Origin of the sequence: Paenisporosarcina indica (assembly GCF_001939075.1) — a bacterium.
Taxonomy (GTDB): domain Bacteria; phylum Bacillota; class Bacilli; order Bacillales_A; family Planococcaceae; genus Paenisporosarcina; species Paenisporosarcina indica.
The window spans coordinates 1,010,166-1,033,256 of record NZ_MPTA01000001.1; the positions used below are offsets into that span (position 1 = coordinate 1,010,166).

The 23,091-nt window shown below is 37.9% G+C and carries 25 protein-coding genes; all 25 read right to left on the reverse strand.

Annotation, left to right across the window (positions count from 1 at the left end; genetic code table 11):
* Positions 1 to 220: 220 nt before the first annotated feature.
* The 25 genes from spo0A to GY23_RS04965 all read right to left on the reverse strand — a co-directional run bounded on the left by spo0A (position 221) and on the right by GY23_RS04965 (position 22,865).
* Complete coding sequence (gene spo0A, locus GY23_RS04850) at positions 221 to 1,012, reverse strand: sporulation transcription factor Spo0A (protein ID WP_075618043.1); 792 nt, start codon at positions 1,010 to 1,012, stop codon at positions 221 to 223.
* A 262-nt stretch (positions 1,013 to 1,274) separates the two neighbouring features.
* Entirely contained in the window at positions 1,275 to 2,234 is a 960-nt protein-coding gene (locus tag GY23_RS04855; RefSeq protein ID WP_075618044.1) for a SpoIVB peptidase S55 domain-containing protein, read from the reverse strand.
* 112 nt (positions 2,235 to 2,346) lie between these two features.
* On the reverse strand, positions 2,347 to 4,041 hold the full coding sequence (gene recN / locus GY23_RS04860; protein ID WP_075618045.1) for a DNA repair protein RecN: 1,695 nt from the start codon (positions 4,039 to 4,041) through the stop codon (positions 2,347 to 2,349).
* A 15-nt stretch (positions 4,042 to 4,056) separates the two neighbouring features.
* Positions 4,057 to 4,506, reverse strand: coding sequence for a transcriptional regulator AhrC/ArgR (gene ahrC / locus GY23_RS04865; protein ID WP_075618046.1), 450 nt, complete (start codon positions 4,504 to 4,506; stop codon positions 4,057 to 4,059).
* 445 nt (positions 4,507 to 4,951) lie between these two features.
* Positions 4,952 to 5,770 (reverse strand): TlyA family RNA methyltransferase, encoded by an 819-nt coding sequence (locus tag GY23_RS04870; RefSeq protein ID WP_075618047.1) that lies wholly within the window; start codon positions 5,768 to 5,770, stop codon positions 4,952 to 4,954.
* Positions 5,767 to 7,671, reverse strand: a complete 1,905-nt coding sequence (gene dxs, locus GY23_RS04875) for a 1-deoxy-D-xylulose-5-phosphate synthase (RefSeq protein WP_075618048.1) — start codon at positions 7,669 to 7,671, stop codon at positions 5,767 to 5,769. The genes GY23_RS04870 and dxs overlap by 4 nt, the downstream gene beginning before the upstream one ends.
* A gap of 94 nt (positions 7,672 to 7,765) precedes the next feature.
* Positions 7,766 to 8,647, reverse strand: a complete 882-nt coding sequence (locus tag GY23_RS04880) for a polyprenyl synthetase family protein (protein ID WP_075618049.1) — start codon at positions 8,645 to 8,647, stop codon at positions 7,766 to 7,768.
* A complete protein-coding gene (locus GY23_RS04885) occupies positions 8,644 to 8,886 on the reverse strand; it encodes an exodeoxyribonuclease VII small subunit (protein ID WP_075618050.1) in 243 nt (80 codons plus the stop codon). The genes GY23_RS04880 and GY23_RS04885 overlap by 4 nt, the downstream gene beginning before the upstream one ends.
* Positions 8,883 to 10,241 carry an exodeoxyribonuclease VII large subunit gene (gene xseA, locus GY23_RS04890; protein ID WP_075618051.1) on the reverse strand — a complete coding sequence of 453 codons (1,359 nt, stop codon included), beginning with the start codon at positions 10,239 to 10,241 and terminating at the stop codon, positions 8,883 to 8,885. The genes GY23_RS04885 and xseA overlap by 4 nt, the downstream gene beginning before the upstream one ends.
* A 75-nt stretch (positions 10,242 to 10,316) precedes the next feature.
* A complete protein-coding gene (gene folD / locus GY23_RS04895) occupies positions 10,317 to 11,192 on the reverse strand; it encodes a bifunctional methylenetetrahydrofolate dehydrogenase/methenyltetrahydrofolate cyclohydrolase FolD (RefSeq protein WP_075618052.1) in 876 nt (291 codons plus the stop codon).
* A 17-nt stretch (positions 11,193 to 11,209) separates the two neighbouring features.
* Positions 11,210 to 11,605, reverse strand: a complete 396-nt coding sequence (gene nusB / locus GY23_RS04900) for a transcription antitermination factor NusB (protein WP_075618053.1) — start codon at positions 11,603 to 11,605, stop codon at positions 11,210 to 11,212.
* Positions 11,606 to 11,732: 127 nt separating this feature from the next.
* Positions 11,733 to 12,143: an Asp23/Gls24 family envelope stress response protein gene (locus GY23_RS04905; protein WP_075618054.1), complete on the reverse strand. Its 411-nt coding sequence runs from the start codon at positions 12,141 to 12,143 to the stop codon at positions 11,733 to 11,735.
* A gap of 17 nt (positions 12,144 to 12,160) precedes the next feature.
* Positions 12,161 to 13,513 (reverse strand): acetyl-CoA carboxylase biotin carboxylase subunit, encoded by a 1,353-nt coding sequence (gene accC / locus GY23_RS04910; protein ID WP_075618055.1) that lies wholly within the window; start codon positions 13,511 to 13,513, stop codon positions 12,161 to 12,163.
* Positions 13,514 to 13,523: 10 nt separating this feature from the next.
* On the reverse strand, positions 13,524 to 14,024 hold the full coding sequence (accB, locus tag GY23_RS04915; protein WP_075618056.1) for an acetyl-CoA carboxylase biotin carboxyl carrier protein: 501 nt from the start codon (positions 14,022 to 14,024) through the stop codon (positions 13,524 to 13,526).
* Positions 14,025 to 14,296: 272 nt separating this feature from the next.
* Complete coding sequence (locus GY23_RS04920) at positions 14,297 to 14,839, reverse strand: SpoIIIAH-like family protein (protein ID WP_075618057.1); 543 nt, start codon at positions 14,837 to 14,839, stop codon at positions 14,297 to 14,299.
* Positions 14,836 to 15,249 (reverse strand): hypothetical protein, encoded by a 414-nt coding sequence (locus tag GY23_RS04925; RefSeq protein WP_075618247.1) that lies wholly within the window; start codon positions 15,247 to 15,249, stop codon positions 14,836 to 14,838. Before GY23_RS04925 ends, GY23_RS04920 begins: the two co-directional genes overlap by 4 nt.
* Positions 15,250 to 15,332: 83 nt before the next feature.
* Positions 15,333 to 15,494 (reverse strand): hypothetical protein, encoded by a 162-nt coding sequence (locus tag GY23_RS18410; RefSeq protein WP_169834548.1) that lies wholly within the window; start codon positions 15,492 to 15,494, stop codon positions 15,333 to 15,335.
* The gene (locus tag GY23_RS04930) at positions 15,494 to 16,399 is read right to left on the reverse strand and encodes a stage III sporulation protein AE (protein WP_075618058.1); all 906 of its coding nucleotides are present in this window, start codon (positions 16,397 to 16,399) and stop codon (positions 15,494 to 15,496) included. Before GY23_RS04930 ends, GY23_RS18410 begins: the two co-directional genes overlap by 1 nt.
* A 29-nt stretch (positions 16,400 to 16,428) precedes the next feature.
* Entirely contained in the window at positions 16,429 to 16,806 is a 378-nt protein-coding gene (locus GY23_RS04935; protein ID WP_075618059.1) for a hypothetical protein, read from the reverse strand.
* A gap of 3 nt (positions 16,807 to 16,809) precedes the next feature.
* Positions 16,810 to 17,010: a SpoIIIAC/SpoIIIAD family protein gene (locus tag GY23_RS04940; RefSeq protein WP_075618060.1), complete on the reverse strand. Its 201-nt coding sequence runs from the start codon at positions 17,008 to 17,010 to the stop codon at positions 16,810 to 16,812.
* A 117-nt stretch (positions 17,011 to 17,127) separates the two neighbouring features.
* The gene (gene efp, locus GY23_RS04945) at positions 17,128 to 17,685 is read right to left on the reverse strand and encodes an elongation factor P (protein ID WP_075618061.1); all 558 of its coding nucleotides are present in this window, start codon (positions 17,683 to 17,685) and stop codon (positions 17,128 to 17,130) included.
* 16 nt (positions 17,686 to 17,701) lie between these two features.
* Positions 17,702 to 18,763, reverse strand: a complete 1,062-nt coding sequence (locus GY23_RS04950; RefSeq protein ID WP_075618062.1) for a M24 family metallopeptidase — start codon at positions 18,761 to 18,763, stop codon at positions 17,702 to 17,704.
* Positions 18,764 to 19,207 carry a type II 3-dehydroquinate dehydratase gene (aroQ, locus tag GY23_RS04955; protein ID WP_075618063.1) on the reverse strand — a complete coding sequence of 148 codons (444 nt, stop codon included), beginning with the start codon at positions 19,205 to 19,207 and terminating at the stop codon, positions 18,764 to 18,766.
* A gap of 60 nt (positions 19,208 to 19,267) precedes the next feature.
* Positions 19,268 to 19,690 carry a hypothetical protein gene (locus tag GY23_RS04960; RefSeq protein ID WP_075618248.1) on the reverse strand — a complete coding sequence of 141 codons (423 nt, stop codon included), beginning with the start codon at positions 19,688 to 19,690 and terminating at the stop codon, positions 19,268 to 19,270.
* A 610-nt stretch (positions 19,691 to 20,300) separates the two neighbouring features.
* On the reverse strand, positions 20,301 to 22,865 hold the full coding sequence (locus GY23_RS04965) for a vitamin B12-dependent ribonucleotide reductase (protein ID WP_075618064.1): 2,565 nt from the start codon (positions 22,863 to 22,865) through the stop codon (positions 20,301 to 20,303).
* Between the last annotated feature and the right edge of the window lie 226 nt (positions 22,866 to 23,091).

Consider the following 23,091-nt stretch of genomic DNA (forward strand, 5'->3'; position numbering starts at 1 on the left):
ACTTAAAACCATTCCAACAATCGAATGAAAACCAATAAGTATATAAAATCCTTTGGTCTTGTTGGTCATAGACTTCACGCCGTTGCGGCAGGGAAAGCGCCGATCCAAAATACACTCTCTTTTTACATAAAACACAAAAAACCAACGAATATATATTCATTGGTTTTTATAATGTCAATATAAGGCAAGGAATCAGGATAATATAAAAGTCACACCAATATTAACTCGCCATATTTTCCAATCGGATTTTATCAGCAATCATGGCAATGAACTCCGAATTCGTTGGTTTACTCTTTAAGTGATGGACCGTATAGCCAAATGTCTTCGAAATAGATTCGTAGTTTCCTCTGTTCCATGCAACTTCGATCGCATGACGGATTGCCCGTTCAACACGTGAAGAAGTGGTATTAAACTTCGTTGCAATTTCAGGGTATAATACTTTCGTAATTGACCCTAATAATTCGATGTCATCATAGACCATGTGAATGGCTTCGCGTAAATAGGAATAACCTTTAATATGTGCAGGAACTCCAATTTCTTTTATTGCTGCGGTAATGGTTGTATCGATTATTTTTTGATTTACCTTTGGTTGTGGCTGACTTTGTAAAACACTTGTCCGTCCCGATGTTTCTTGCTTGTGTCCCGCTACCTGTAGAATCTGATTCACTAACCGATCAAACTCGAATGGTTTTAGCATGAAGTATGAAGCACCAAGTTCCACAGCTTGTTTCATGACATCTTCTTGACCAAAAGCTGTTAACATGATTACTTGGATTTTTGATAATTTCTCATTCGCCTGTAACATCTCTAGTACTGCAAGCCCATCTAAGTGAGGCATAATAATATCAAGTAACAATACATCTGGTATGTCATTTTCTAGCTGACTAAGGATTACCTTGCCGTTTGGTGCTGTTGTAATGACGTCAATTTGTGGATGATTTGATAAATAAGTTTCGAGCGTTTTCACTAATTCTTTGTTATCGTCTGCAATGGCAACTTTAATTTTTTCCACTGGTATTCCCCCTTAAATCTGATCCTGCGAACATGGATGTTTGTTAATTCGGTACATTCTCCCAATTTCACACTGCAAGCTTATTTCGACATTTTTGTATCAAATCCTTTATTGTATTGAAAAATGAGTCAAGAGTTGGAATATTTAGAGTAATTTCGACGAATAGTAAGGATTACCGCAATTTTGTCGAATTATCGTTATGTATATATTATCAGAAATATAAAAAAATACCACACTTTTTCAAGTGTGGTTATATAAAATTTTATGGTCGTTGCTTAATCATTTCTTGAATGGAGATGGCAGCACCTTTTACAGGATTGTCAACCACCATATGCGTAATGGCACCAGCAAATTTACCGTTTTGAATAATCGGGCTTCCACTCATCCCTTGTAGAATTCCGCCCGTTTTTTCAATTAATTCTTCATCAGTTACAATAAATTCAAAAGTGGTTTCTTCCACTTTAATAATGTCAATTTGAAATGGTCGCACATCATTTCCTTCAATGGCTGTATATAACTCAGCTTTCCCTTTTTTTATGTTGCTTGCTTTAAGCACAGGAATCGCATCTTTGCTTTGTATAGGAGAATCATTCAGTTTCCCAAATACACCATACACAGTATTTGCTTTGACACTGCCTGCACGTAAATTCATTGATGTTTGTTTGGCTATTTTATAACCAGGACTTCCAGGGATACTTTTATGAATCCTTGCAATTTCAGATAAATATATGGTTCCACCTAAAAATGGGGGTGTTTGTGAAATTTGATGATCAATAATTTGATGTCCCAATGCACCATATTCTTTGGTTTTTGGGTTGACGTAAGTTATTGTTCCGATTCCTTCTGTATGATCACGAATAAAAGGAAGCATACTTTCTAATTGTTCTGTTGATACTAATACCGCTTGACGTTTATTTTCACGTAAAAATTCAACTGATACTTTTTTCTCTTTTGTTTCTTTGCTGTTTTCTTTCCAATCAGCAATAGATGCAATCGGCTTTTCATCTAATGATACAATTTGATCACCATTTTTAAACCACCATTTATCATCAATTAATACATCATGTACAAATGTTGGTTTGTCTAATTTTAATTGCACACCAATGGAATTACCAAGTGGAACTAAAGCATCCGTATTTTTTTCTGCCCAAGAATGGGTTGGAAAGACAACCATCAGACCCAAAAGGATAGCAACAAACTTTTTATTTGCTACACATCGCATATTTCACCTCCATTTATCAGGATACACTTACTATGTGTTTCATTGGTTTTGTTATGAAAGGTAAATTTTCGAAATAAAAAGCACATGCCTATTACAGCAGTGCTTGACGATTTCATACATGAAATATTTTTTTTCGTTGTTCAGCAATTGATAGTAATTCAGTTGCATGTTGTAAGGTTAATGTCGTTATTTCTGCACCTGACATCATACGACTCACTTCTTGTACTCGCTCATCACCAGTTACTTCAGTAAGTTTCGTCTTTGTTCGTTTACCCATGACTTCTTTTTCAATCAATAATTGTTGATCTGCCATCGCAGCCACTTGCGGTAAATGTGTGATACATAAAACTTGGGAAGAACGTGAAATATTGGCGATTTTTTCAGCAATCGCTTGTGCAACTCGTCCACTAACACCTGTATCCACTTCGTCAAAAATAATGGAAGTAATGCCTTGATGCTTAGAAAAAATACTTTTAAGTGCAAGCATCATTCGAGACAATTCTCCACCTGAAGCAATCTTAGATATAGATTTTGCTGGCTCACCCACATTTGTCGACATATAAAAGGATACATCGTCTTTTCCATTTTTATCATACATCGCAGATTCTTTAAAAACCACTTCGAACGTGGCTTTAGCCATAAACAATTCACGCAACTGAATGACGATTGCTTCGCTTAATTTTTTTGCAGCTTTTTTTCGATAAATTGTTAATTCTTTTGCTTCAATTTCTAAATCTTTTTCAACTTGATCGAGTGCTTTTTGTCGTTGTTGAATACGTTCTTCACGATTTACAAGCCCATCCAATTCATCACCAATTTTTTCGCGGAATAACAGAATTTCTTCGATTGAATTTCCGTATTTACGTTTTAATAATTGAATGGATGCCAGTCTTTCTTCAATGACGTTTAAACGCTCTTCATCAAATTCCGATTCGTCCATTACACTTTTTAGTTGGTATGATAATTCTTGTAATGAATAAAATGAATTCGACATTAGTTCAGCATGATCTTTATATGTGTCATCAAACGATGCAATATCTTCAAGTTCACTCATTGCATTGCCAATCCAATCTAATCCTTTGGACTCCCCATTTAATGCTTCATGAGCTGCAGAAAGCCGTTCAAACGTTTTATGGAAATTCTGGAATTTCTTCCGTTCTAATTGAAGTTCTTCATCTTCTCCTTCAATTAAGTTTGTTGAATCAATCTCATTAATTTGATATTGATACAAATCGATTCTTTGTGCGATTTGCTGTTCATTATCACTCACTTTTGCCAGTTCCCTTTTTAGCTTACTGTATTTGCCAAAAAGACCAAAATAACTTTCTTTGGCTCGATGTAACTTGTGACCAGCAAATTGATCTAACAAAGATATATGTAATCGATCATCCATTAATTCTTGGCTTTCATGTTGGCCATGGATATCAATCAAAGAACCACCAATTTCTCTTAAAATGGCAATGGTTACAAGTTTGCCATTAACACGGCAAACACTTTTCCCGTGATCATTTATGTCCCTTCGCAGAATTATTGAGTCATCATCCGCATCAATGCCTACATCTAAGAGTTTTTGGAACACGGGATGCTGGGCATCTTGTATGAAGAACAACCCTTCCAATTCTGCTTTTTTAGCTCCATGTCGAATAAATTCTTGTGAACCTCTTCCACCTGCCAGTAAATGCACAGCATCAATAATAATGGATTTACCAGCACCTGTTTCTCCGGTTAATACTGTTAGTCCATCCGAAAAGCTTACTGACACTTCTTCTATAATGGCAAAGTTTTTAATGGATAATTCTTTCAGCACAAAGTATCACCTCTTTTAAAGCATTTCGAGTAGACGTGTTTTTATGATTTCTCGTTCGGTTGTGTCTTTACAAATGATTAAACACGTATCATCACCGCAAATTGTACCTAGTATTTCTTTCCAATCCAAGTGATCAATTAATGAACCAATGGCATGTGCATTACCAGGTAAAGTTTTCATGATTAAAAAATGACTAGCACCATCAATGCTTACAAAAGCATCTGTTAAAGCTCGATGTAATTTTTGCATGGGGTTAAAACGTTGATCAGCAGGTAAGCTATATTTATAGTTTCCATTTTGTAAGGGAACTTTGACCAAATGTAACTCTTTAATATCTCGAGAAACAGTTGCTTGAGTTACATTATATCCTGCATTTTTTAGGATATCGACTAAATCATCTTGTGTTTCAATTTCATGATTAGCGATAATATCACGAATTCGTATATGTCGTTGACCTTTGTTCATTTTGCCACTCCTAATACTGAATAATTATACTTAATTATTCATATCGTACCACCTACAGTCTATCCGCACAATAAAAAAAGCGCAAAGCACTCTCTAGCCCGACACCAGTGCTAGCAGACCGAATCGAAGCCTGGTTTCGCATGAGGGACTGAAACTTAGGTGCGTGCTGGTGTTTGGAGCTAGATGAGAAAAACTTAGATGTTAATCAATATGACTAGGCATAACCAGCGTAGGCGCATTTCAAGTGGTAGCATGGCTTATTGCGGGAGGCATCCATAAAACGCAGAAACATTATTATAAGGAATACTTAGTTCAGTCTATAATTGTGATTTTCTTCAGTGTCCTCTATTTAAGGTGGGGAGAAGTTTTAAACACTGGATTCGTAGTAGTCCCCATTTTATACTTTCTGGAATTTCAAAAAAACGACCCACACTGTGGGCCGCCATCATGTTAATTGCTGATGTGCATCGAGCACAATTTGTTTTAATTGTTCTTCTCCAAAAGTTGTTTCATTCACATCTGTTGCGGTTAAGTGGAATAAAAATTCGATATTCCCTTCTCCACCAGTTATAGGAGAAAAAGATGCATTTTGCAGGGTAAAGCCTTCTTGTTGTGCAAATTTCGCAATGGTGTCCAATACCTTGATATGAACTTTCGCATCACGCACCACACCTTTTTTACCCACATTGTCTTTTCCTGCTTCGAACTGAGGTTTCACAAGTGCTATTACATGACTACCAGGTACTAGTAATGTTTTTAACACAGGTAAAATAAGTTTTAAGGAAATAAAGGACACATCAATGGTCGCAAATTCAGGTAAACCTTCAGATAAATCGGCAACTGTGACATAACGGAAGTTTGTCTTTTCCATCACGGTCACTCTTTCATCTTGACGAATTTTCCATGCCAGTTGATTGGAACCGACATCCAATGCGTAACAATGGCGAGCCCCATTTTGAAGTGCACAATCTGTGAATCCTCCAGTTGATGCGCCAATATCAAGCATCAACTTATCTTTTACATCCACCTGGAAATAATTTAAAGCCTTCTCAAGTTTAAGGCCACCACGACTTACATATGGCATTTCCTTCCCTTTCACTTGTAAAGGGACATCGATCGGGATTTTTTCACCAGGCTTGTCTAAACGAAGTTCATTTGTATAAACGATACCAGCCATAATAGATCGTTTTGCCTTTTCTCGCGTTTCACAAAGTCCACGTTCTACAAGTAAAACATCGACTCTTTCTTTTGGCGTTTTTGTCATAATACGTGTGTACCAGCCTGACCGATTTTAGTCATCTTTTTTTGGATTCTCAAGAATAATTCATCTGCATTTAAATGAATTTCATCCAACAACTCATCAACACTTCCATGTTCAATAAAATGATCAGGGATTCCCATTCGATTGACTGTAATTCCCGTATAGTCATGATCTTGCATAAATTCGAGTACGCTGCTACCAAATCCACCTTGCAATACCGCTTCTTCAACTGTAAATAGTGGAAGATTACGGTTAACCAGTTGATGAAGCATTTCTTCGTCAAGCGGTTTAATAAAGCGGGCGTTGATTACCTCAGCTTGAATGCCTTGCTTCGCAAGTCGCTCAGCTGCTTCAATAGCCATTGGAATGGTTGTTCCAAAAGTTAATATAGCAGCATCCGTTCCTTTTCGGAGCACTTCCCAAGAACCAATTGGAATGGTGTGCAGTTCCGAATCCATCGGTACTCCAAGACCATTACCTCTTGGATAGCGTAATGCAATCGGGCCATCGTTATATTCAATCGCTGTTTTCACCATATGTTGACCTTCATTTTCATCTTTTGGCATCATTAGGACCATGTTTGGCAAGTGACGTAAAAATGCAATATCAAACACACCTTGATGTGTTTCGCCATCTGCACCAACCAGACCAGCACGATCAATTCCAATAAAGACATTTAAGTTTTGTCGGCAAATATCGTGGACAACTTGATCATATGCACGTTGCAAGAAAGTAGAGTAAATCGCTAAGAACGGTTTCATTCCTTGTGTAGCAAGTCCAGCTGCCATTGTAGTAGCGTGCTGTTCGGCAATCCCTACGTCAAACATACGACTTGGAAATTCTGTAGCAAAACCTTCTAGTTTAGACCCAACAGGCATTGCAGGCGTTATTGCCACAATACGCTCATCTTCACGAGCAAGTGTACGCACAGTTTCAGCAACTAAACCACTCCATGATGGGGCCTTAGTTGATGACTTTACAAAAGCTCCGGTTTCCATTTTATATGGACCAGTACCATGCCATGTGCCAATTTTATCTTGTTCGGCAGGACTATATCCCTTACCTTTTTTCGTTAAGACATGAACCAATACAGGTCCCTTCATCTTTTTGGCATATATTAATGTTTCTTGGAGGGAGTCGTAATTATGTCCATCAATAGGGCCTAAATACGTGAAGCCGAGCTCTTCGAAAAACACTCCGGATACAAGCAAATATTTCAAACTATCTTTTACTCGTTCGGCAGTTGCTGCTAATTTCCCGCCGACTGCCGGGATTTTTTTCAATAGGTATTCAAGTTCTTCTTTTGCTTTATTGTATTTTCCTGCAGTTCGCAGTTTACCTAAAATGTTGTGAAGTGCACCGACGTTTGGTGCAATTGACATTTCATTATCATTTAGTATGACAATCATATCTGTTTTTTCATGACCGATATGATTTAACGCTTCGAGTGCCATACCACCTGTTAATGCACCATCGCCAATAATTGGAATGATGTGGTTCTTATCATTTTTTATATCTCTTGCTGCGGCCATACCCATTGCTGCTGACAGCGAAGTAGAACTATGTCCGGTCTCCCAAACATCATGTTCGCTTTCGATTCTTTTAGGAAATCCACATAACCCTTTATATTGACGGAGTGTATCAAACTGATTTGCTCGTCCAGTTAATATTTTATGGACATATGCTTGATGTCCCACATCCCAAATAAACTTATCATCAGGACTATTAAAAATACGGTGAAGAGCTACTGTTAATTCGACCACGCCTAGGTTTGGACCAATATGTCCACCTGTGACCGATAATTTTTCAATTAGAAACGCACGTATATCTTCACTTAATTGTAATAATTCACCCTGTGATAAATCTTTAATAAAGGATGGACTTGTAATTGAATTTAAATCCATCGACATCACACACCTTTACACATTACTTGCTATTTGAATTCATTATCTTTCATTATATCAATGTCAATGGAATGTACAAATATTAACCTACATACTATTTGTTTCGATTAACAATATAAGCTGCCAGTTCATCCAATAATACAGGTTCACTTGATATGTATCTGAGTGACTTAACTGCTTGATTATAATGCCATTCTTTCTTGTTTTTTGCACCTTCGAGTGTCAACAGTGCAGGATAAGTATTTTTTTCACTTGCAACATCTTTCCCAGCTGTTTTTCCAAGTGTTTCAGTGGTGCCTTCAATATCCAATATGTCGTCTTGTATTTGAAATGCAAGACCAATGTGATAACCGAACTCCTTTAATGCTTTCCGTGTCTTTGAATCTGCTGAAGAAAGAATAGCACCAGCTTCAATGCTAAATGTTAACAATGCACCCGTTTTATTTAAATGGATCAATTCCAATTCATCAACCGTTACAATTTTCCGTTCACTTTCAATGTCGAGAACTTGTCCCCCAACCATTCCTTCAGCTCCAGCTGCACTACTCAAAAGATTGATGAGTTCCAGTTTCTGTTCTGCTGGTACGTCCTCTAATCTAGCGAGTACGCCAAAACTAAATGTTAGCAAGCCGTCTCCTGCTAAGATTGCTAATGCTTCACCAAACACTTTGTGGTTTGTTAATTGGCCACGACGATAATCATCATTGTCCATAGCAGGTAGATCATCATGAATAAGGGAATACGTATGAATCATTTCAATCACTGATCCAACTGTAAATGATTCTGGGTGTTTCACCTCTAACAGATCCAATACGGCAAGTAAAAATAACGGTCGTACTCGTTTACCACCTGCAATTAGCGAATAATTCATCGCTTCTTTTAATATAGCCGGTGCTTCAATTGACTGTATGAGTTCAGAAAGTTTCCCATCAATTTTCAAAACATGTTTCTCTGTAAAACTCTGTAATATGGTCATTTTGATGCATCCTCTTTTTCACTAGTGTTAAATGGAACCTTTTCTCCATTGTCGTCAATGATAGAAATTAGTTGCTTTTCAGCATGTTGCAATTTGTCGTGACAAACTGACGATAATTCCATGCCATTTTTATAAAGTGAAATAGCGTCTTCTAGTGGTACATCCCCTTGTTCGAGCTTTCGAACAATTTCTTCAAGTTGTTGAATCGCTTGATCAAAAGTTACAGGTTTCTTTGTCATGATGATTCTCCTTTAGACTGTTTGTGTACAGAGTCTATAGAGGCAAGTAAGACTCCATCTTGTAATTTGATTTTTAGAGGTTTCTTTACATCAACATCTTTGATTGATTTGACCACTTGCTCGTTTTGGTACGTGATGCTGTATCCACGGTCCATAATTTTCAACGGATTTAATGCTTCAAGTAATTGAATCATACTTGTAAATGAACGACCCTTACTTTGAACGTTTTTTTGAGTTGCTACATGCAGACGATTTTGGTATGCATAAATATCTTTTTGATGTTGTTGAACCATTCGATGTGGGTTATGTAGGGATAACCGCATGTTTTGCTGCTTCAAATGATCTTGTTTTTGATTGACAATGGACCGTCCACTTTTCTCAAATTGTTCTGAAAGTCGAGTCAATTTTTCAACAAAAGGTCGGTACAATCTTTCTGGATATGCTAGTGGATAGGCAGAGACGACACGAGATAATCTTTTTCGTTCATGAGTCAGATTCGAAGTGACTATCGACACGATTTGTGATTTCCTATTCGCAATTCGTTCAAGTAATTCAAGTTGATTTGGGACGGCAAGTTCAGCTGCAGCTGTAGGTGTTGGAGCGCGCAAATCAGACACATAATCAGCGATTGTAGTGTCTGTTTCATGACCAACTGCACTGATGATAGGAATGCTACTATTTGCGATTTCCCTTGCCACTATTTCTTCATTGAAAGCCCATAGATCTTCGATCGAACCGCCACCTCTACCAACAATACATACATCAATATTCGGATGAGAATGGGCACGTTTAAGAGCTTGCACAATACTAGGTGCTGCTCCTGCTCCTTGTACAAGTGCAGGGAATATCAACACTTCTGCCAATGGATATCGACGACTAAGAGTCGTTACGATATCTCGAATTGCTGCTCCAGTGGTGGCGGTAATGACGGCAATCTTTTGTGGGAACTTAGGAATCTGTTTTTTTCTAGCAGGATGAAAAAGTCCTTCATTGGCCAACTTTTCCTTCAATTGTTCAAATGCAATAAAAAGTTCTCCGATTCCATCGGGTTGCATGGCTTGAGCATATAATTGATATTGGCCAGATCCTTCATAAACGTTTACATCGCCTTGCAAAAGAACATTCATGCCACTTTCGGGTATGAATTTCAGCTTCTTGGCTTGTGCAGCAAACATAACAGCTGGCATTCTTGTTTGTTCATCTTTAATCGTGAAATAGATATGACCACTCGTATGTATTTTGACATTCGAAAGTTCCCCTTTGACATAAACATTACGTAAATGGGGATCGGCATCAAATTTTCTTTTTATATATTTCGTTAATGCTTTAACTGTTAAATATGAAGTTGACGTCACGTGTTTTCAAACTCCTCACGACGAAGAAATAGAAAAGCTGTCTTTCTAAAAGAAAAACAGCTTCTTCTCTCTATTTTACCTGTTTTCGCTTCTTTTGTCTTGACGCAATTCATTTTCTGCTGATTGTACAGTATTTTCCATTAACATCGTAATGGTCATTGGGCCAACTCCACCTGGAACAGGCGTTATGTAAGATGCTTTTTCTTTTACTGACTCAAAGTCTACGTCACCACATAAGCGATTGTTTTCATCGCGATTCATTCCGACATCGATGACGACAGCTCCATCTTTTATATAGTCACTTGTAATTAATTTTGCTTTACCTACAGCAACAACTAAGACATCTGCTTGGAGTGTAATTTCTTTGAGGTTTGGCGTTTTAGAATGCACATACGTCACGGTTGCATCTTTTTGCAATAATAACTGTCCCATTGGTTTACCGACGATATGGCTACGTCCAATGACAACCGCATGCTTACCTGAAAGTTCGACTTCGGAGTATTCCAAAAGTTTCATTACGCCATACGGGGTACAAGGAAGAAATGTATCTTGACCAAGCATCATTTTCCCTATATTAATTGGATGAAAGCCATCCACATCTTTTGATGGTAAAATTGCAGAAAGTACGTTTGATTCATCAATCTGTTTAGGTAAAGGCAATTGCACTAAAATACCGTCTATCGCTGGATCTGCATTTAACGATTCAATCGTAGTGATTAATTCATGCTCACTTAAATTCGCATCAAACGTAATTAACTGTGAATAAATGCCAAGTTCTTCGCACGTTTTTTGTTTATTTGAAACATAAACTTTAGAAGCCGCATTGTCACCAACTAAAATGACGGCTAATCCTGGGGAAATACCTTGCTCATTTAAGTATTCAATTCGTTTTGTTAAGTCATTACGTATCGATTGTCCAATTTCTTTACCGTTTATTAGTGCACTTGGCATACCAATTCCCCCTGTTTTCAGCTAGAAGATTCAGATTCGGTTGTATACTTGGATAAAACTCCATTGACAAATTTACTTGATTTTTCATCTCCAAAAGTTTTACATAATTCTATTGCTTCATTCATGACAACTCTTGAAGGTGCATCTTGCATAAATAACAATTCATAAACAGCTAAACGTAATACTGTGCGTTCAATTTTTGGTAAACGATCTAAAGACCAATTTTCCAATTTCGTTTTTAACGATTCATCTATTTGCGTTAATTGTTCAGTCGTACCACGAACGAGTTTTTCATAGAAAGCATCATGATTGCCATCAAGTACATGGCTCATTGCTTCTTCTATTGTTAACTGTGTGTTTTCTAACTGAAACAAAGTTTGCAACGCTTTTTCACGAGCTTCTCTACGTTTCATGGGACAGTCTCCTTTTATATGCATTCGAACACATCATAGCATATTTTGTACCTACAAGACACTTTCCAATGGAAGTTCGAATGTTCAGAAAAAAACATCGTTCGGATGTACCGAACGATGTGAGGGGTTATTCAATTGTTGATTCTTTTGGCTGTTCAAATTGAACGCCTGTAATATGGACATTTACTTCTTTAGTTTCAAGAGATGTCATATTAAGAATTGCTTGGCGCACTTGATTCTGAACTTCTTTTGCCACTGTTGGAATGGATGAACCATATTTGACCGTACAATAAATTTCAACAAACAGACCTTCATCTGTTAATTCAGTTTTAATGCCTTTACCGTGCACTTTTTTACCAAAGCGTTCTGCCACTCCAGAAACGAAACTACCACGCGTACCGGCAATTCCCTTAACATCAGTAGTTGCAATTCCTGCAATTACTTCTAATACTTCGGGTGCAACTTCAATATTCCCTAAATCTTCTTTACCTGAAGGAGACATTTGTACATATGCCGTAGTTGTTGTTTTTTCAGCCATTTACTATTCATCCTTTCTTAGGAATTCATTACGTCGTATTTCTCTAGAAACTTCGTATCAAAATCACCGGATTTAAATACTTCATGATCCATTAATTTTGCATGGAAAGGAATCGTTGTATGCACACCCTCAACCACAAATTCGCTAAGTGCACGCTTCATTTTAGCAACTGCTTCTTCACGAGTATCTGCAAATGTAATTAATTTCGCGACCATTGAATCATAGTAAGGTGGAATGCTATAACCAGAATACATAGCAGAATCCACACGCACACCATATCCACCCGGTGCTAAATACATTTCGACTTTACCCGCTGATGGCATGAAGTTTTTGGACGGGTTTTCCGCATTTATGCGGCATTCAATCGCCCACCCTTTTATTTGCACATCATCTTGTGTATAGGCTAATTTCTCACCATTTGCAACTTTTAATTGCTGTTGGATTAAGTCAATACCCGTTACCATTTCTGTAACAGGGTGTTCAACTTGAATTCGAGTATTCATCTCCATAAAGTAGAATTTTTGATTGATATGATCAAAGATAAATTCTACTGTTCCTGCACTGCGATAGTTTACAGCAAGCGCTGCTTTAACCGCTGCATCTCCCATTTGTTTTCGAATCTCAGGTGAAAGTGCTGGAGAAGGAGCTTCTTCTACAAGTTTTTGCATGCGACGTTGAATTGAACAATCCCGCTCACCGAGATGAATGGCATTGCCATGACTATCTGCAAGCACTTGAATCTCAACATGGCGGAAAATTTCAATAAACTTTTCAAGATATACTCCAGGATTGCCAAATGCTGCAGCTGCCTCTTTTTGAGTAATTTGAATGCCTTTAACAAGTTCTTCTTCAGTTCGGGCAACACGAATCCCTTTACCACCACCACCAGCAGTAGCCTTAATGATGACAGGGAATCCAATTTCACGAGCGATTTCTAAACCTTCTTTTTCGTCTGCAACAATCCCAGTGGAACCAGGAACAACTGGTACACCTGCTTTACGCATCGTTTCGCGTGCCACGTCTTTTGTACCCATTTTTGAAATTGCATCAGAAGTTGGGCCAATGAATGTAATGTTGCATTGTTCACATAACTCGGCGAAACTAGCATTTTCAGCTAAGAAACCATACCCAGGATGTATACCATCACACCCTGTTAAATTAGCTACACTAATAATATTGCTAAAGTTTAAGTAACTATCTTTCGATTGTTTAGGGCCGATACAATAAGATTCATCCGCCATTTGAACGTGTAAAGCCTCACGGTCAGCTTCCGAATAAACCGCAACCGTTTCAATATTCAACTCTTTACACGCACGAATAATACGAACCGCGATCTCCCCACGATTTGCAATTAAGACTTTTTTCATCATATGTTCCTCCTCAGTTCGCTTTTACTAAGAACAGAGGTTGGCCGTACTCTACGAGTTGTCCATCATTTACTAAAATTTCCACAATCTCGCCAGACACTTCTGCTTCGATTTCGTTGAATAATTTCATTGCTTCAACAATACACACGACGCCATCCACACTAACTTTATCGCCAACTTGAACATATGCTGGTGATTCCGGAGATGAAGATTTGTAGAATGTCCCTACCATTGGTGACGTGATTTTATGAAGTGTTTCATCGTTTATTGCTGATGCTTTTTGCTCTTCTTTTGCAACTGTTTCATTAACTGGTTTTGCTGGTGATTCCACAACAACTGGTGCTGGAGTAATTGGTGCAGCAACTGGTGCTGGTTGTGCCAAAACTGCAGTTGTGTTTTGTGTGCTGTTCTTTTTAAGTTTTACTTTAGTGCCTTCTGACTCGTAAGTAAATTCATCAATTGATGAGTGATCGATTAATTTAATAATTTCACGTATTTCTTGTACTTTTAGCATCTCGAACTCCCCTTACCATGTATCGGATTACGTTCCTCTTCTATTTTAGACGTTTTTAAGAAAATTTGAAATAGATAACATGAAATTCTTTATGGGTTGGTCCTATTAATAGGTTTAATGTCTGATCGAAGTAGGACAAAATTCACTATTTCCTTACGAATGGTGGAAGAAAAAATCAGAAATTCATTTCCGCATGAGTTTTTTAAACAAAGGTGCGGGCTGGCTCCTTGAACTGGACATGAAAAAAAGGACCTTTTAGGCCCTTTCGTTCATTATGAAGCTGGTTGGAATGATACTTGTACCTTTTTTGCATCTCCCCATTGTTTCATTACGATGTGAATAATTTCATTTGCTTGTGTTTTTCCAAGTTCATCAGCGATCACTATTACATCTACTTTCCCTGCTTCAGTTTGTACAAGGGCATCTGAGTAACCTAGTGAACGAATGAGCATTTCAAGCATTCCTTCAGTCGCATTACGGACTGTTAAATCATCCATTGCAGTATAAGCCTCATTAATCTCATCGGCCGACATATCATTTGAAGCAATTCTTGATTCAAGGTCTGCTCTTTGTTCACTGCGCTTGTTTAAGACTTCCATTCTCAATTCCTCAAATAACGCACTTTCAGCGTATACTGGTGTAACTGATTCATCGGATGTAGTTTCTTCGGTCAACATTGAATCATTTGTTTCATCTGAGAAAATAGTTAACCCATCAAAGGGCATATTGTTTGGCTCGTTCACATAATACACCGAAATTACTGCTACTAGACTTAATAAAGTCAGCATCCACACTGTACGTTTTTTGACCTTCATTTTGAAACCCCTTTCTCATCCATCGGGACGACGACAATTCGATGTTCTGGCAGTAATAAAACTGCCGATAAGTATTCTGTTAACATTGCTCTAATTTGAACACGGTTTGCACCTTCTGCCACAACCAATATTGATTGAATGGTAGTTTGTTGATTGGTCTGTTGATCAAACAAAGCAAAACTAGGTTGTTCCGAAACTGCTTTTTTTGTTTCTTTCATGCCTGTGTAAAAAAATAATTCGACTTCACCTACCCCAGCCATTTTTTCAAGTGCAGACTTTAATGATTGTTCTTGCGTCAATGAATCTTGTGTCTGACTGGTTGTGCCTTTTTGACCTGTGAAAAGTGAACCATTAAGCAAAACAAACACCATGAATACCAAGAGACATGCTAGCAAAATACCACTCTTCATACGATTCGGTTTAATGGATAGAAACACGCTCCTCTCTTAAGTGAGACAGGCATTTGATAAACTATATGACAAGCATTCGTCAACTATTCATAGAAAAACGAAGAGAATAATAATAGCATGTACATCGCGAGTCCAAGCTTGGTATACTGCTCCAAACTTTCTTTGGAGTCCACTTCCTCAAAAACCGCTTGAAGTATTTCACTCACCAGAATAATAAACACCAACCCTTTTAACCACTCAGACATCAAGCACCCCTCATTAGCAGTGAAAATTTCACTAGGATCACAACGAAAATAGCAGTATAGAAAAAGGCAAATGCGATGAGAAATGACAAGATACTAAGAACGAAAATGGACCGTCCTATATCGTCTAAAAATCCAGCTAAGTCTTCCGGACCAAAAGGCTCGATGATGGCAGCAACTAGGCGATAGCAAAATGCCACGCTAATCGTTTTCAATGTCGGTATTAAGACAACCAGCAAAATGGAAAAAGCAATCCCCCCTCCAGTAATGGAGGTGATGGACGATGAAAACCGGGAAAATGTACTAAGACTTTCAGAGAAAAATGACCCTACAAAAGGAATGTTTTGTTGAATGATTTTCTTAATTGGTTCGGTTACAGCACTTGAAATATTCCATGAAATCAATCCTTGAACGGAAATAAAGAAACTATAAATGACAACTACTGCCGAAACAATACTTAGAAGAGACGTCCGAATAATATCGGTCAGTTTTGAAAACGGTGTTGCTGGGTGAAAACGACTAATGAAATCAAGTAATATCGTAGTCATTAAAAGTGGAATTAAAATTTTCTCTGTTAATACCACTGTAAATTGAATGAAGACATATAACGCTGGATTCCATATGGAAAAAGCCATTGTCCCACTGTTCATTAGCAATCCTGCGGTTAATACCGGATAGACACTCATAAAAACCGTAATCATTTGTTTGGCAAACTGTTGCATATCGTTCATTGCTTGGACTGCAGGCGTGAGTGTATATAAAACAGCTATGCAAAATAGAGATAGTCTTGTCCATCGTTTAACATTAGGAAATAAAATATCGACAATCATCGCGAAAATGATCGCCATTATAAGAACGATAAAGTATCTAGTAACTCCAAATATATAGGCATATAAGGGTTCAAGCATGAACCTTCTCCCCCCCTTTCATACCTGAATTATTCAATCAACAACCGCGTCAGTGTACTAAACATTTGCTTAATGAGTGGTAGCCAATACGTAAGAATTAATAAATTTGAACTAACGTAAATGAGTGGGACAAATGCATCTAATTTCAAGTTTTTGCACCATTCGGATAAAGCTTCACCTAAAAATGTTAAAAAAACAGAGAGCAGAAGTACGCGTGCAATTGGCAGTGATTCTTTAGGTGCTTGCTCGAGTACTGTACGTACTACTGGAAAGAGCAAATTAAATAAAATATGTGATAATAAGATAAAAAAGAAGAAACTAATTAGTAACGGTGTGTATTTGGGAAGAATTTGTTGAAAAAGTAATAACAGGAAAATCATAACAATTGTTATAAGAATAGTCTGCATGGTCTACCCCGAAAAAGTGAGCCATTGAAAAAAAGTCGTAATTTCTTCAAAAAAATAACGCAAGAACCGTAACATTTCGACTGTCATATATAAATAACCAAACACAAATAAAAAAAATGTAAATTCTTTCTTCCCAGTTTGTTCAAAGAAAAGGTGCAACAATGCAAGAATTAATCCAATCCCCGCCACCCGAATTACATCCATAAATTCCGACTTGTCCCCTCCTTTGTCTACTATCGTATGCACAAAATAGCTCAGACATGAAAAAAGAGTTGCCGATTGCAATAAATGCAATCGGCAACTCTTTTCAATTAGTGCTTATTATGCTCTTGAAACGTAAGCAGCTTCTGTCGTGTTAATGATTAATTTATCCCCTTCATTAATGAAGAATGGAACTTGTACGGATAAACCAGTTTCTAAAATTGCCGGCTTGGTACCACCACTAGCTGTATCGCCTTTAATTCCTGGCTCCGTTTCTGTTACTTCTAATACAACTGAGTTAGGTAATTCAACACCTAACATTTCACCTTGGTACTGCATAATATGAACTTCCATATTTTCACGCAGGAATTTTAATTCATATTCGATTTGTTTTGTTTCAAGTTCAATTTGCTCGTAAGATTCAGTATCCATGAAGTTGTGTGTATCACCGTTAGCATATAAATATTGCATTTTACGATTATCAATCTGTGCTTTCGCAACTTTTTCACCAGCACGGAAAGTTTTTTCATTTACTGCGCCCGTGCGGATATTACGAAGTTTTGATCGTACAAATGCTGCACCTTTTCCAGGTTTTACGTGTTGGAAATCAAGAACGCGCCAAATACCGCCGTCCACTTCAATTGTTAAACCTGTTTTAAAATCATTTACTGAAATCATCTATGTTCCTCCAAAATTATAGGATTAGTAACTCTTTTGTAGAATGTGTTAATTTTTCATTTCCTGTCGCTGTCATTACGATATCATCTTCAATTCGAACACCACCGACTCCAGGAACGTAGATACCAGGCTCGATTGTGACAACCATGTTTTCCTTAAGAACCGTTTCCGAACGGAATGATAACCCTGGGCCTTCATGTACCTCTAAGCCAATCCCATGACCCAAAGAATGTCCAAAAGCTTCGCCATAACCTTTTGATTTGATGTAATCACGGGCAACAGCATCGGCTTCAATGCCCGTCATGCCTGGTTTCACTTTCTCTAATGACAATAATTGTGAATCCAAGACAATCTGGTATATTTCTTTTAATTGTTCGCTAGGTTCACCAACAGCAACTGTTCTAGTAATGTCTGAGATGTATCCATTATACAATGCACCAAAATCTAATGTAACAAAATCACCTTTTTCAATCACTTTATCACTTGCCACGCCATGTGGAAGTGCAGACCGCAGTCCTGATGCTACAATAATATCGAATGAAGATGATGATGCGCCCTGTTTGCGCATAAAGAATTCAAGTTCATTGGAAACTTCTAATTCTGTTTTTCCAGGTGCGATAAAAGAAATGATATGTTCAAAAGCCGCATCCGCAATGTCTGCGGCAGCCTTAATAATTCTAATCTCTTGTGGCGTCTTAATCAAGCGGATTTTTTCCACTAAACCCGAAACCGGAATAAGTTCAGGATTTACAGCCTTTTTATAACTTTCATACATCGCATATGTCATATCATCTTTTTCAAAACCAACATTTTTTACACCCATTTTTTCTAACTGTACGCCAACTTCTTCAATTAATGGTTTGGTATGTTGAACAATTTCAAATCCCGAAATCTGCTTTGCGGCTTGTTCGGTATATCGGAAATCCGTGATGAATACCGCTTGATCTTTCGACACGACTGCAACTCCAGCGGTTCCCGTGAAATCAGTTATGTATCTGCGATTGTACCCACTTGTAATAAGTAAAGCATCAATTTGGTGTTCTTCTAAAGCTTGGCGTAATTTGGCTAGTTTCTCCATTTAAGATTCCCCTTTTCTTCTATGTAAAAATGTTTCTAGTGCCAGAGTATAGCCATATGTTCCTAGTCCACAAATTTGACCTAAACAAACAGCGGACAAAATGGTTTGATGACGGAAACTTTCACGGCTATGGATGTTAGAGATATGAACTTCAATGACTGGGATGGAAATGGCCGAAATTGCATCACGTATCGCGTAACTCGTATGCGAATAAGCACCTGGGTTAAAAATGATGCCATCGAATTGATCATCTTCTGCAAGATGAATCCAATCTATTAATTCGCCTTCATGATTGGATTGCTTGCAGTCAATTTGAACATTCGAGCGTTCACCATGAGCGATAAGCGATTGTGTTAAGTCTTCTAACGTTTCTGATCCATAAATAGCAGGTTCACGTTTTCCTAAACGGTTTAGGTTCGGACCATTTAGACATAGAATCTTCATCATCTTTCCTCCAATTCCATTGTGCTCCCTTCATTTTATCATAACAAGCCAACGCAGCAACTACTTTCGTTTGTCATCGTAAACTGTTCGATCATAGTAGACAATCGTTTCTGCAAGTGCACGTGTTATTAATAGTATAACTGTTAATATTGGAATCGAATGCCAACCAACATGCTTGAAATCCATATATATCAGCCACTCAAGAAGTACCCACAATGCAAAACCCGATACAATCGACGTGTAAATGGCAGGAAACTTTTTGACGATCAATAAAATGCACATAAAGACTGATATTGCTATAAAAATCAGCACAAATGTAAAAACCCACTTTAACTCTTTGGGTGCTGTAGGATAAAAGAGCAATCTTTTTGTCCAATTTAATGGGTGCCACGAAATAAAATTAAAAACATGCAGAAAACCGATCATACAAGTTAGTACGAATGCATGAGCTGAAGAAATCCATAAAAAGTGTGTTCCTTTCATTCTAATCACAATCCTTTCTACCCCTCAATTTTGACTTAAGCTGCACACTCTATTCAGCTTGATAGTGATTTACCCAAATAATTTAGTGAATTTATCCTTATTCTTATTGTTTATGCTAACTGAATTCAAAAACGGGCTGTCTAATAAGTCCCTAATCTTCCATAACCCGCATCGGCGATCACCGTTTTTGGCATCGCTAAACTAGACGCTGCTAGTTTCTCTAAGTAATTTCATGTTGTTGTCTATATTTATCCAGGCGAGGTAAGAAGTTATCGCGAATCTTATTTTTATTGCTAGGTTGTATATAACGTTGATTTTTAAACACTTTATAGATTGTAGTGGAAGGCGGCGACTCCTGCGGGATCAGCGGGACAGGTGAGACCCCGCAGTGGAGCGAAGCGACCGAGGAGGCTCACAGCCCGCCCCGCGGAAAACGTCCGCCTGTTTCTGCATCGCTACGCTAGCTTCGAAACATGAAAGTACGTTGTAACGGAAATCAACAGCATCATTTTTATATAAAAAGAGGGCTGCCCTTAAAAGTCATTTTCTATGACTTTTGGGACAGCCCCTTTTTGATTTTCGATTAAGAGTGGTTCCTATGCTTTTCTTTCTACAATCCACATTTTAATTGTGCACCACAGTTCGTACAAGTATTACACCCACCCATTTCCTCTACCGTACCTTGACGGCAAACTGGACAGGTATTCCCTACTTCTGATCCGATGTTCACATTTGTTGAACGCAAGGCTTGAATCGTATCAACCAAAACAATTGGACGTTTTTGAATCACTTGTTCTTCTTGATGATGGTCATCCATTACGTTTTCTTCAGCCTTAAGGGTTAATACTTGCGCATCACGGCTTCCATCCACGTAAACTGTTCCACCTTTTGCTCCACCTCGATAAAGACGCTCATAGACACCTTGAACTTGTTCAACCGTATAGCCACGAGGTGCATTTACGGTTTTAGATATCGAACTATCAATCCAACGTTGAATAATACATTGAACATCCGCATGAGCTTCTGGTGCCAACTCCATTGAAGCGACAAACCACTCTGGTAAGTTTTGTTCATCTACACTTGGATTCTTTGCTAAATATTCTTGTACGATATCCGCTTTCACTTCAATGAATTTACCTAGACGTCCACTACGGTAATATGTGAAGGAGAAATAAGGTTCTAACCCCGTAGCAACGCCGACCATAGTCCCAGTAGACCCAGTTGGTGCGACCGTCAATAAATGAGAATTTCGGATGCCGCTCGCACTGATTTTCTCACGAATATGTTGTGGCATTTTTTTCATAAATCCTGTATTCGTGAATGCTTCACGCAAACGTCTTGTTTCGTCTTCGTTTTCACCTTGTAAAAATGGAAAACTGCCTCGTTCAATTGCAAGATCTGCAGAGGTTTCATATGCCGTAACGGCAATTGTTTCAAATATTTGATCGACCAATATGTTACCTTCAGCCGAACCGTATTCTTTTTCACAATATATGAGAAGATCAGCTAGGCCCATGACTCCAAGACCTACTCGTCGTTCACCTAGCGCTTGTACTTTATTTTGTTCCAAGAAATAAGGCGTGGCATCGATCACGTTGTCTTGCATGCGAACACCAACACGTACTGTTTCTTTTAAACTCTCAAAATCTACAGTTTTAGTTTCTTTATTTGCAAATTGCGCTAAGTTCACTGCTGCTAAGTTACAAACAGAGTATGGTGCTAAAGGTTGTTCGCCACATGGATTCGTTGCAACAACTTGTTGTCCATATGCTTTTGCATTCGTCATGTCATTTGCATTGTCAATAAAGAAAATTCCTGGTTCTGCAGAATACGTTGCACAAACATTTATTAAGTTCCATAATTCTTTCGCTTTCATGGTACGGTAAGTACGCACTTCATATCCAAGTTTTTCCCATTCTCTTACGTCGCCAATTTCATGCCATTTTTCATTGTAGTCTGCCATTTCATCCGGCGTATACGATTCGACAGCCGGGAATCGTAGATCATAATCTGAATCTTCTTCAACTGCTCTCATAAAATCATCGGTTAATGTAACTGAAATATTGGCACCAGTTAGAAACTCTGAGTTGTGAACACTGAATGTTCCACCATCCTCTAATTTTGTCTCTGCATCTCGAATAATGGCGTTATTAAATCCACCTTGACCAGGAATGGTTTTGTAATTAACAATCCCTTGATACATGGCTTCTTCTTGTTGCGACAAAGCTTTAAATTTAAGTTTGTCTTTTGCCAATTGTTTAATGGTTTCATCGCTTGTGTTTTCAATTAAGAAACGGAGAATTCTTGGGTTCTGCATTTTCGAGATAATAAATTCTGCAATATCAGGATGCCAATCCGCTAACATAATCATTTGGGCACCTCTACGACTGCCACCTTGCTCGACTAAGTGTGTTAATTTCGCAATATCATCCAACCATGACACCGATCCAGACGATTTTCCGTTAACGCCACGTGCAAGTGTATTTCTTGGACGAAGTGTTGAACCATTGGTACCAACACCACCACCACGACTCATGATTTCCATTACTTGCTTACGGTGATCTGAAATCCCTTCACGTGAATCGGGGACGAAAGGCATTACGTAACAGTTAAAATATGTTACATCCGTCTCTGCTCCCGCTCCATAAATTACGCGACCAGCAGGAATGAATTTTAACGAAACCAGCTGTTGATAAAACTTTTCAAACCATACTCTCCGTTTTTCTTCTGTCTTTTCAACAGAAGCAAGCCCTGTAGCATTTCGTTTAGCGATTTGTTCGTAAAAAACTTCAAGTGGCTTTTCAATAACATGAACTGAACGAGTAACGATTCCTAATTCTTGTTCATCAGGGTCATCAATCGCACTTCTATAACTCTCTTCAATTAATACTTGTGCCTTGTTCGTAGTTCGATCAATCGATACAATATAACCTAGTCCACGGGCTGGGAATTTCGGGTCTTCTTTTACCGTCAATACGACAAAATCTCCTACTTTTAACGTCTTTTTCTCCGTGTCTTTAAATGAATAGCGGTCAATCATGACTAATCGAGAAACACCCTTGTGAGTTAATGTCATGTCAGTGGTTATTGGATATACTTGTGGAAATAATGCGATGTCTTTGTTTAAAGATTCAACGTTTAACTTATTATGGTTTTGATTTGATAATAGTACCATTTTATTCCTCCTCATTTGATAGAGCAGCACCTATAAAGTGAAAAAACACTATATATAGTATAACTTATGAAATAAGGGTACTACATATTGAATTCTTCTGCAAATAATAGATTCTTCTCCCAACCTATACAAATCACCGTCTATAGGTTTTTGGGCTTAATTTCTCGATTAAATTAGTCCAAATAGACTAGTTAAATAGATTGCATTAATCTGTATGATTAATAGA

Excerpts from the sequence above, each read along its gene's own strand:
- GY23_RS04925 (WP_075618247.1), bottom strand. The coding sequence starts at position 15,249 with ATGAAGAGTGGTATTTTGCTAGCATGTCTCTTGGTATTCATGGTGTTT.
- GY23_RS04870 (WP_075618047.1), bottom strand. The coding sequence starts at position 5,770 with ATGACAAAAACGCCAAAAGAAAGAGTCGATGTTTTACTTGTAGAACGT.
- GY23_RS18410 (WP_169834548.1), bottom strand. The coding sequence starts at position 15,494 with ATGTCTGAGTGGTTAAAAGGGTTGGTGTTTATTATTCTGGTGAGTGAA.
- folD (WP_075618052.1), bottom strand. The coding sequence starts at position 11,192 with ATGCCAAGTGCACTAATAAACGGTAAAGAAATTGGACAATCGATACGT.
- GY23_RS04855 (WP_075618044.1), bottom strand. The coding sequence starts at position 2,234 with ATGCGATGTGTAGCAAATAAAAAGTTTGTTGCTATCCTTTTGGGTCTG.
- GY23_RS04965 (WP_075618064.1), bottom strand. The coding sequence starts at position 22,865 with ATGGTACTATTATCAAATCAAAACCATAATAAGTTAAACGTTGAATCT.
- efp (WP_075618061.1), bottom strand. The coding sequence starts at position 17,685 with ATGATTTCAGTAAATGATTTTAAAACAGGTTTAACAATTGAAGTGGAC.
- GY23_RS04905 (WP_075618054.1), bottom strand. The coding sequence starts at position 12,143 with ATGGCTGAAAAAACAACAACTACGGCATATGTACAAATGTCTCCTTCA.
- GY23_RS04930 (WP_075618058.1), bottom strand. The coding sequence starts at position 16,399 with ATGCTTGAACCCTTATATGCCTATATATTTGGAGTTACTAGATACTTT.
- GY23_RS04950 (WP_075618062.1), bottom strand. The coding sequence starts at position 18,763 with ATGGAGAAACTAGCCAAATTACGCCAAGCTTTAGAAGAACACCAAATT.
- accC (WP_075618055.1), bottom strand. The coding sequence starts at position 13,513 with ATGATGAAAAAAGTCTTAATTGCAAATCGTGGGGAGATCGCGGTTCGT.
- dxs (WP_075618048.1), bottom strand. The coding sequence starts at position 7,671 with ATGGATTTAAATTCAATTACAAGTCCATCCTTTATTAAAGATTTATCA.
- GY23_RS04880 (WP_075618049.1), bottom strand. The coding sequence starts at position 8,647 with ATGACCATATTACAGAGTTTTACAGAGAAACATGTTTTGAAAATTGAT.
- GY23_RS04885 (WP_075618050.1), bottom strand. The coding sequence starts at position 8,886 with ATGACAAAGAAACCTGTAACTTTTGATCAAGCGATTCAACAACTTGAA.
- GY23_RS04935 (WP_075618059.1), bottom strand. The coding sequence starts at position 16,806 with ATGCAGACTATTCTTATAACAATTGTTATGATTTTCCTGTTATTACTT.
- ahrC (WP_075618046.1), bottom strand. The coding sequence starts at position 4,506 with ATGAACAAAGGTCAACGACATATACGAATTCGTGATATTATCGCTAAT.
- GY23_RS04920 (WP_075618057.1), bottom strand. The coding sequence starts at position 14,839 with ATGAAGGTCAAAAAACGTACAGTGTGGATGCTGACTTTATTAAGTCTA.
- GY23_RS04960 (WP_075618248.1), bottom strand. The coding sequence starts at position 19,690 with ATGAAAGGAACACACTTTTTATGGATTTCTTCAGCTCATGCATTCGTA.
- nusB (WP_075618053.1), bottom strand. The coding sequence starts at position 11,605 with ATGAAACGTAGAGAAGCTCGTGAAAAAGCGTTGCAAACTTTGTTTCAG.
- accB (WP_075618056.1), bottom strand. The coding sequence starts at position 14,024 with ATGCTAAAAGTACAAGAAATACGTGAAATTATTAAATTAATCGATCAC.
- GY23_RS04940 (WP_075618060.1), bottom strand. The coding sequence starts at position 17,010 with ATGGATGTAATTCGGGTGGCGGGGATTGGATTAATTCTTGCATTGTTG.
- aroQ (WP_075618063.1), bottom strand. The coding sequence starts at position 19,207 with ATGAAGATTCTATGTCTAAATGGTCCGAACCTAAACCGTTTAGGAAAA.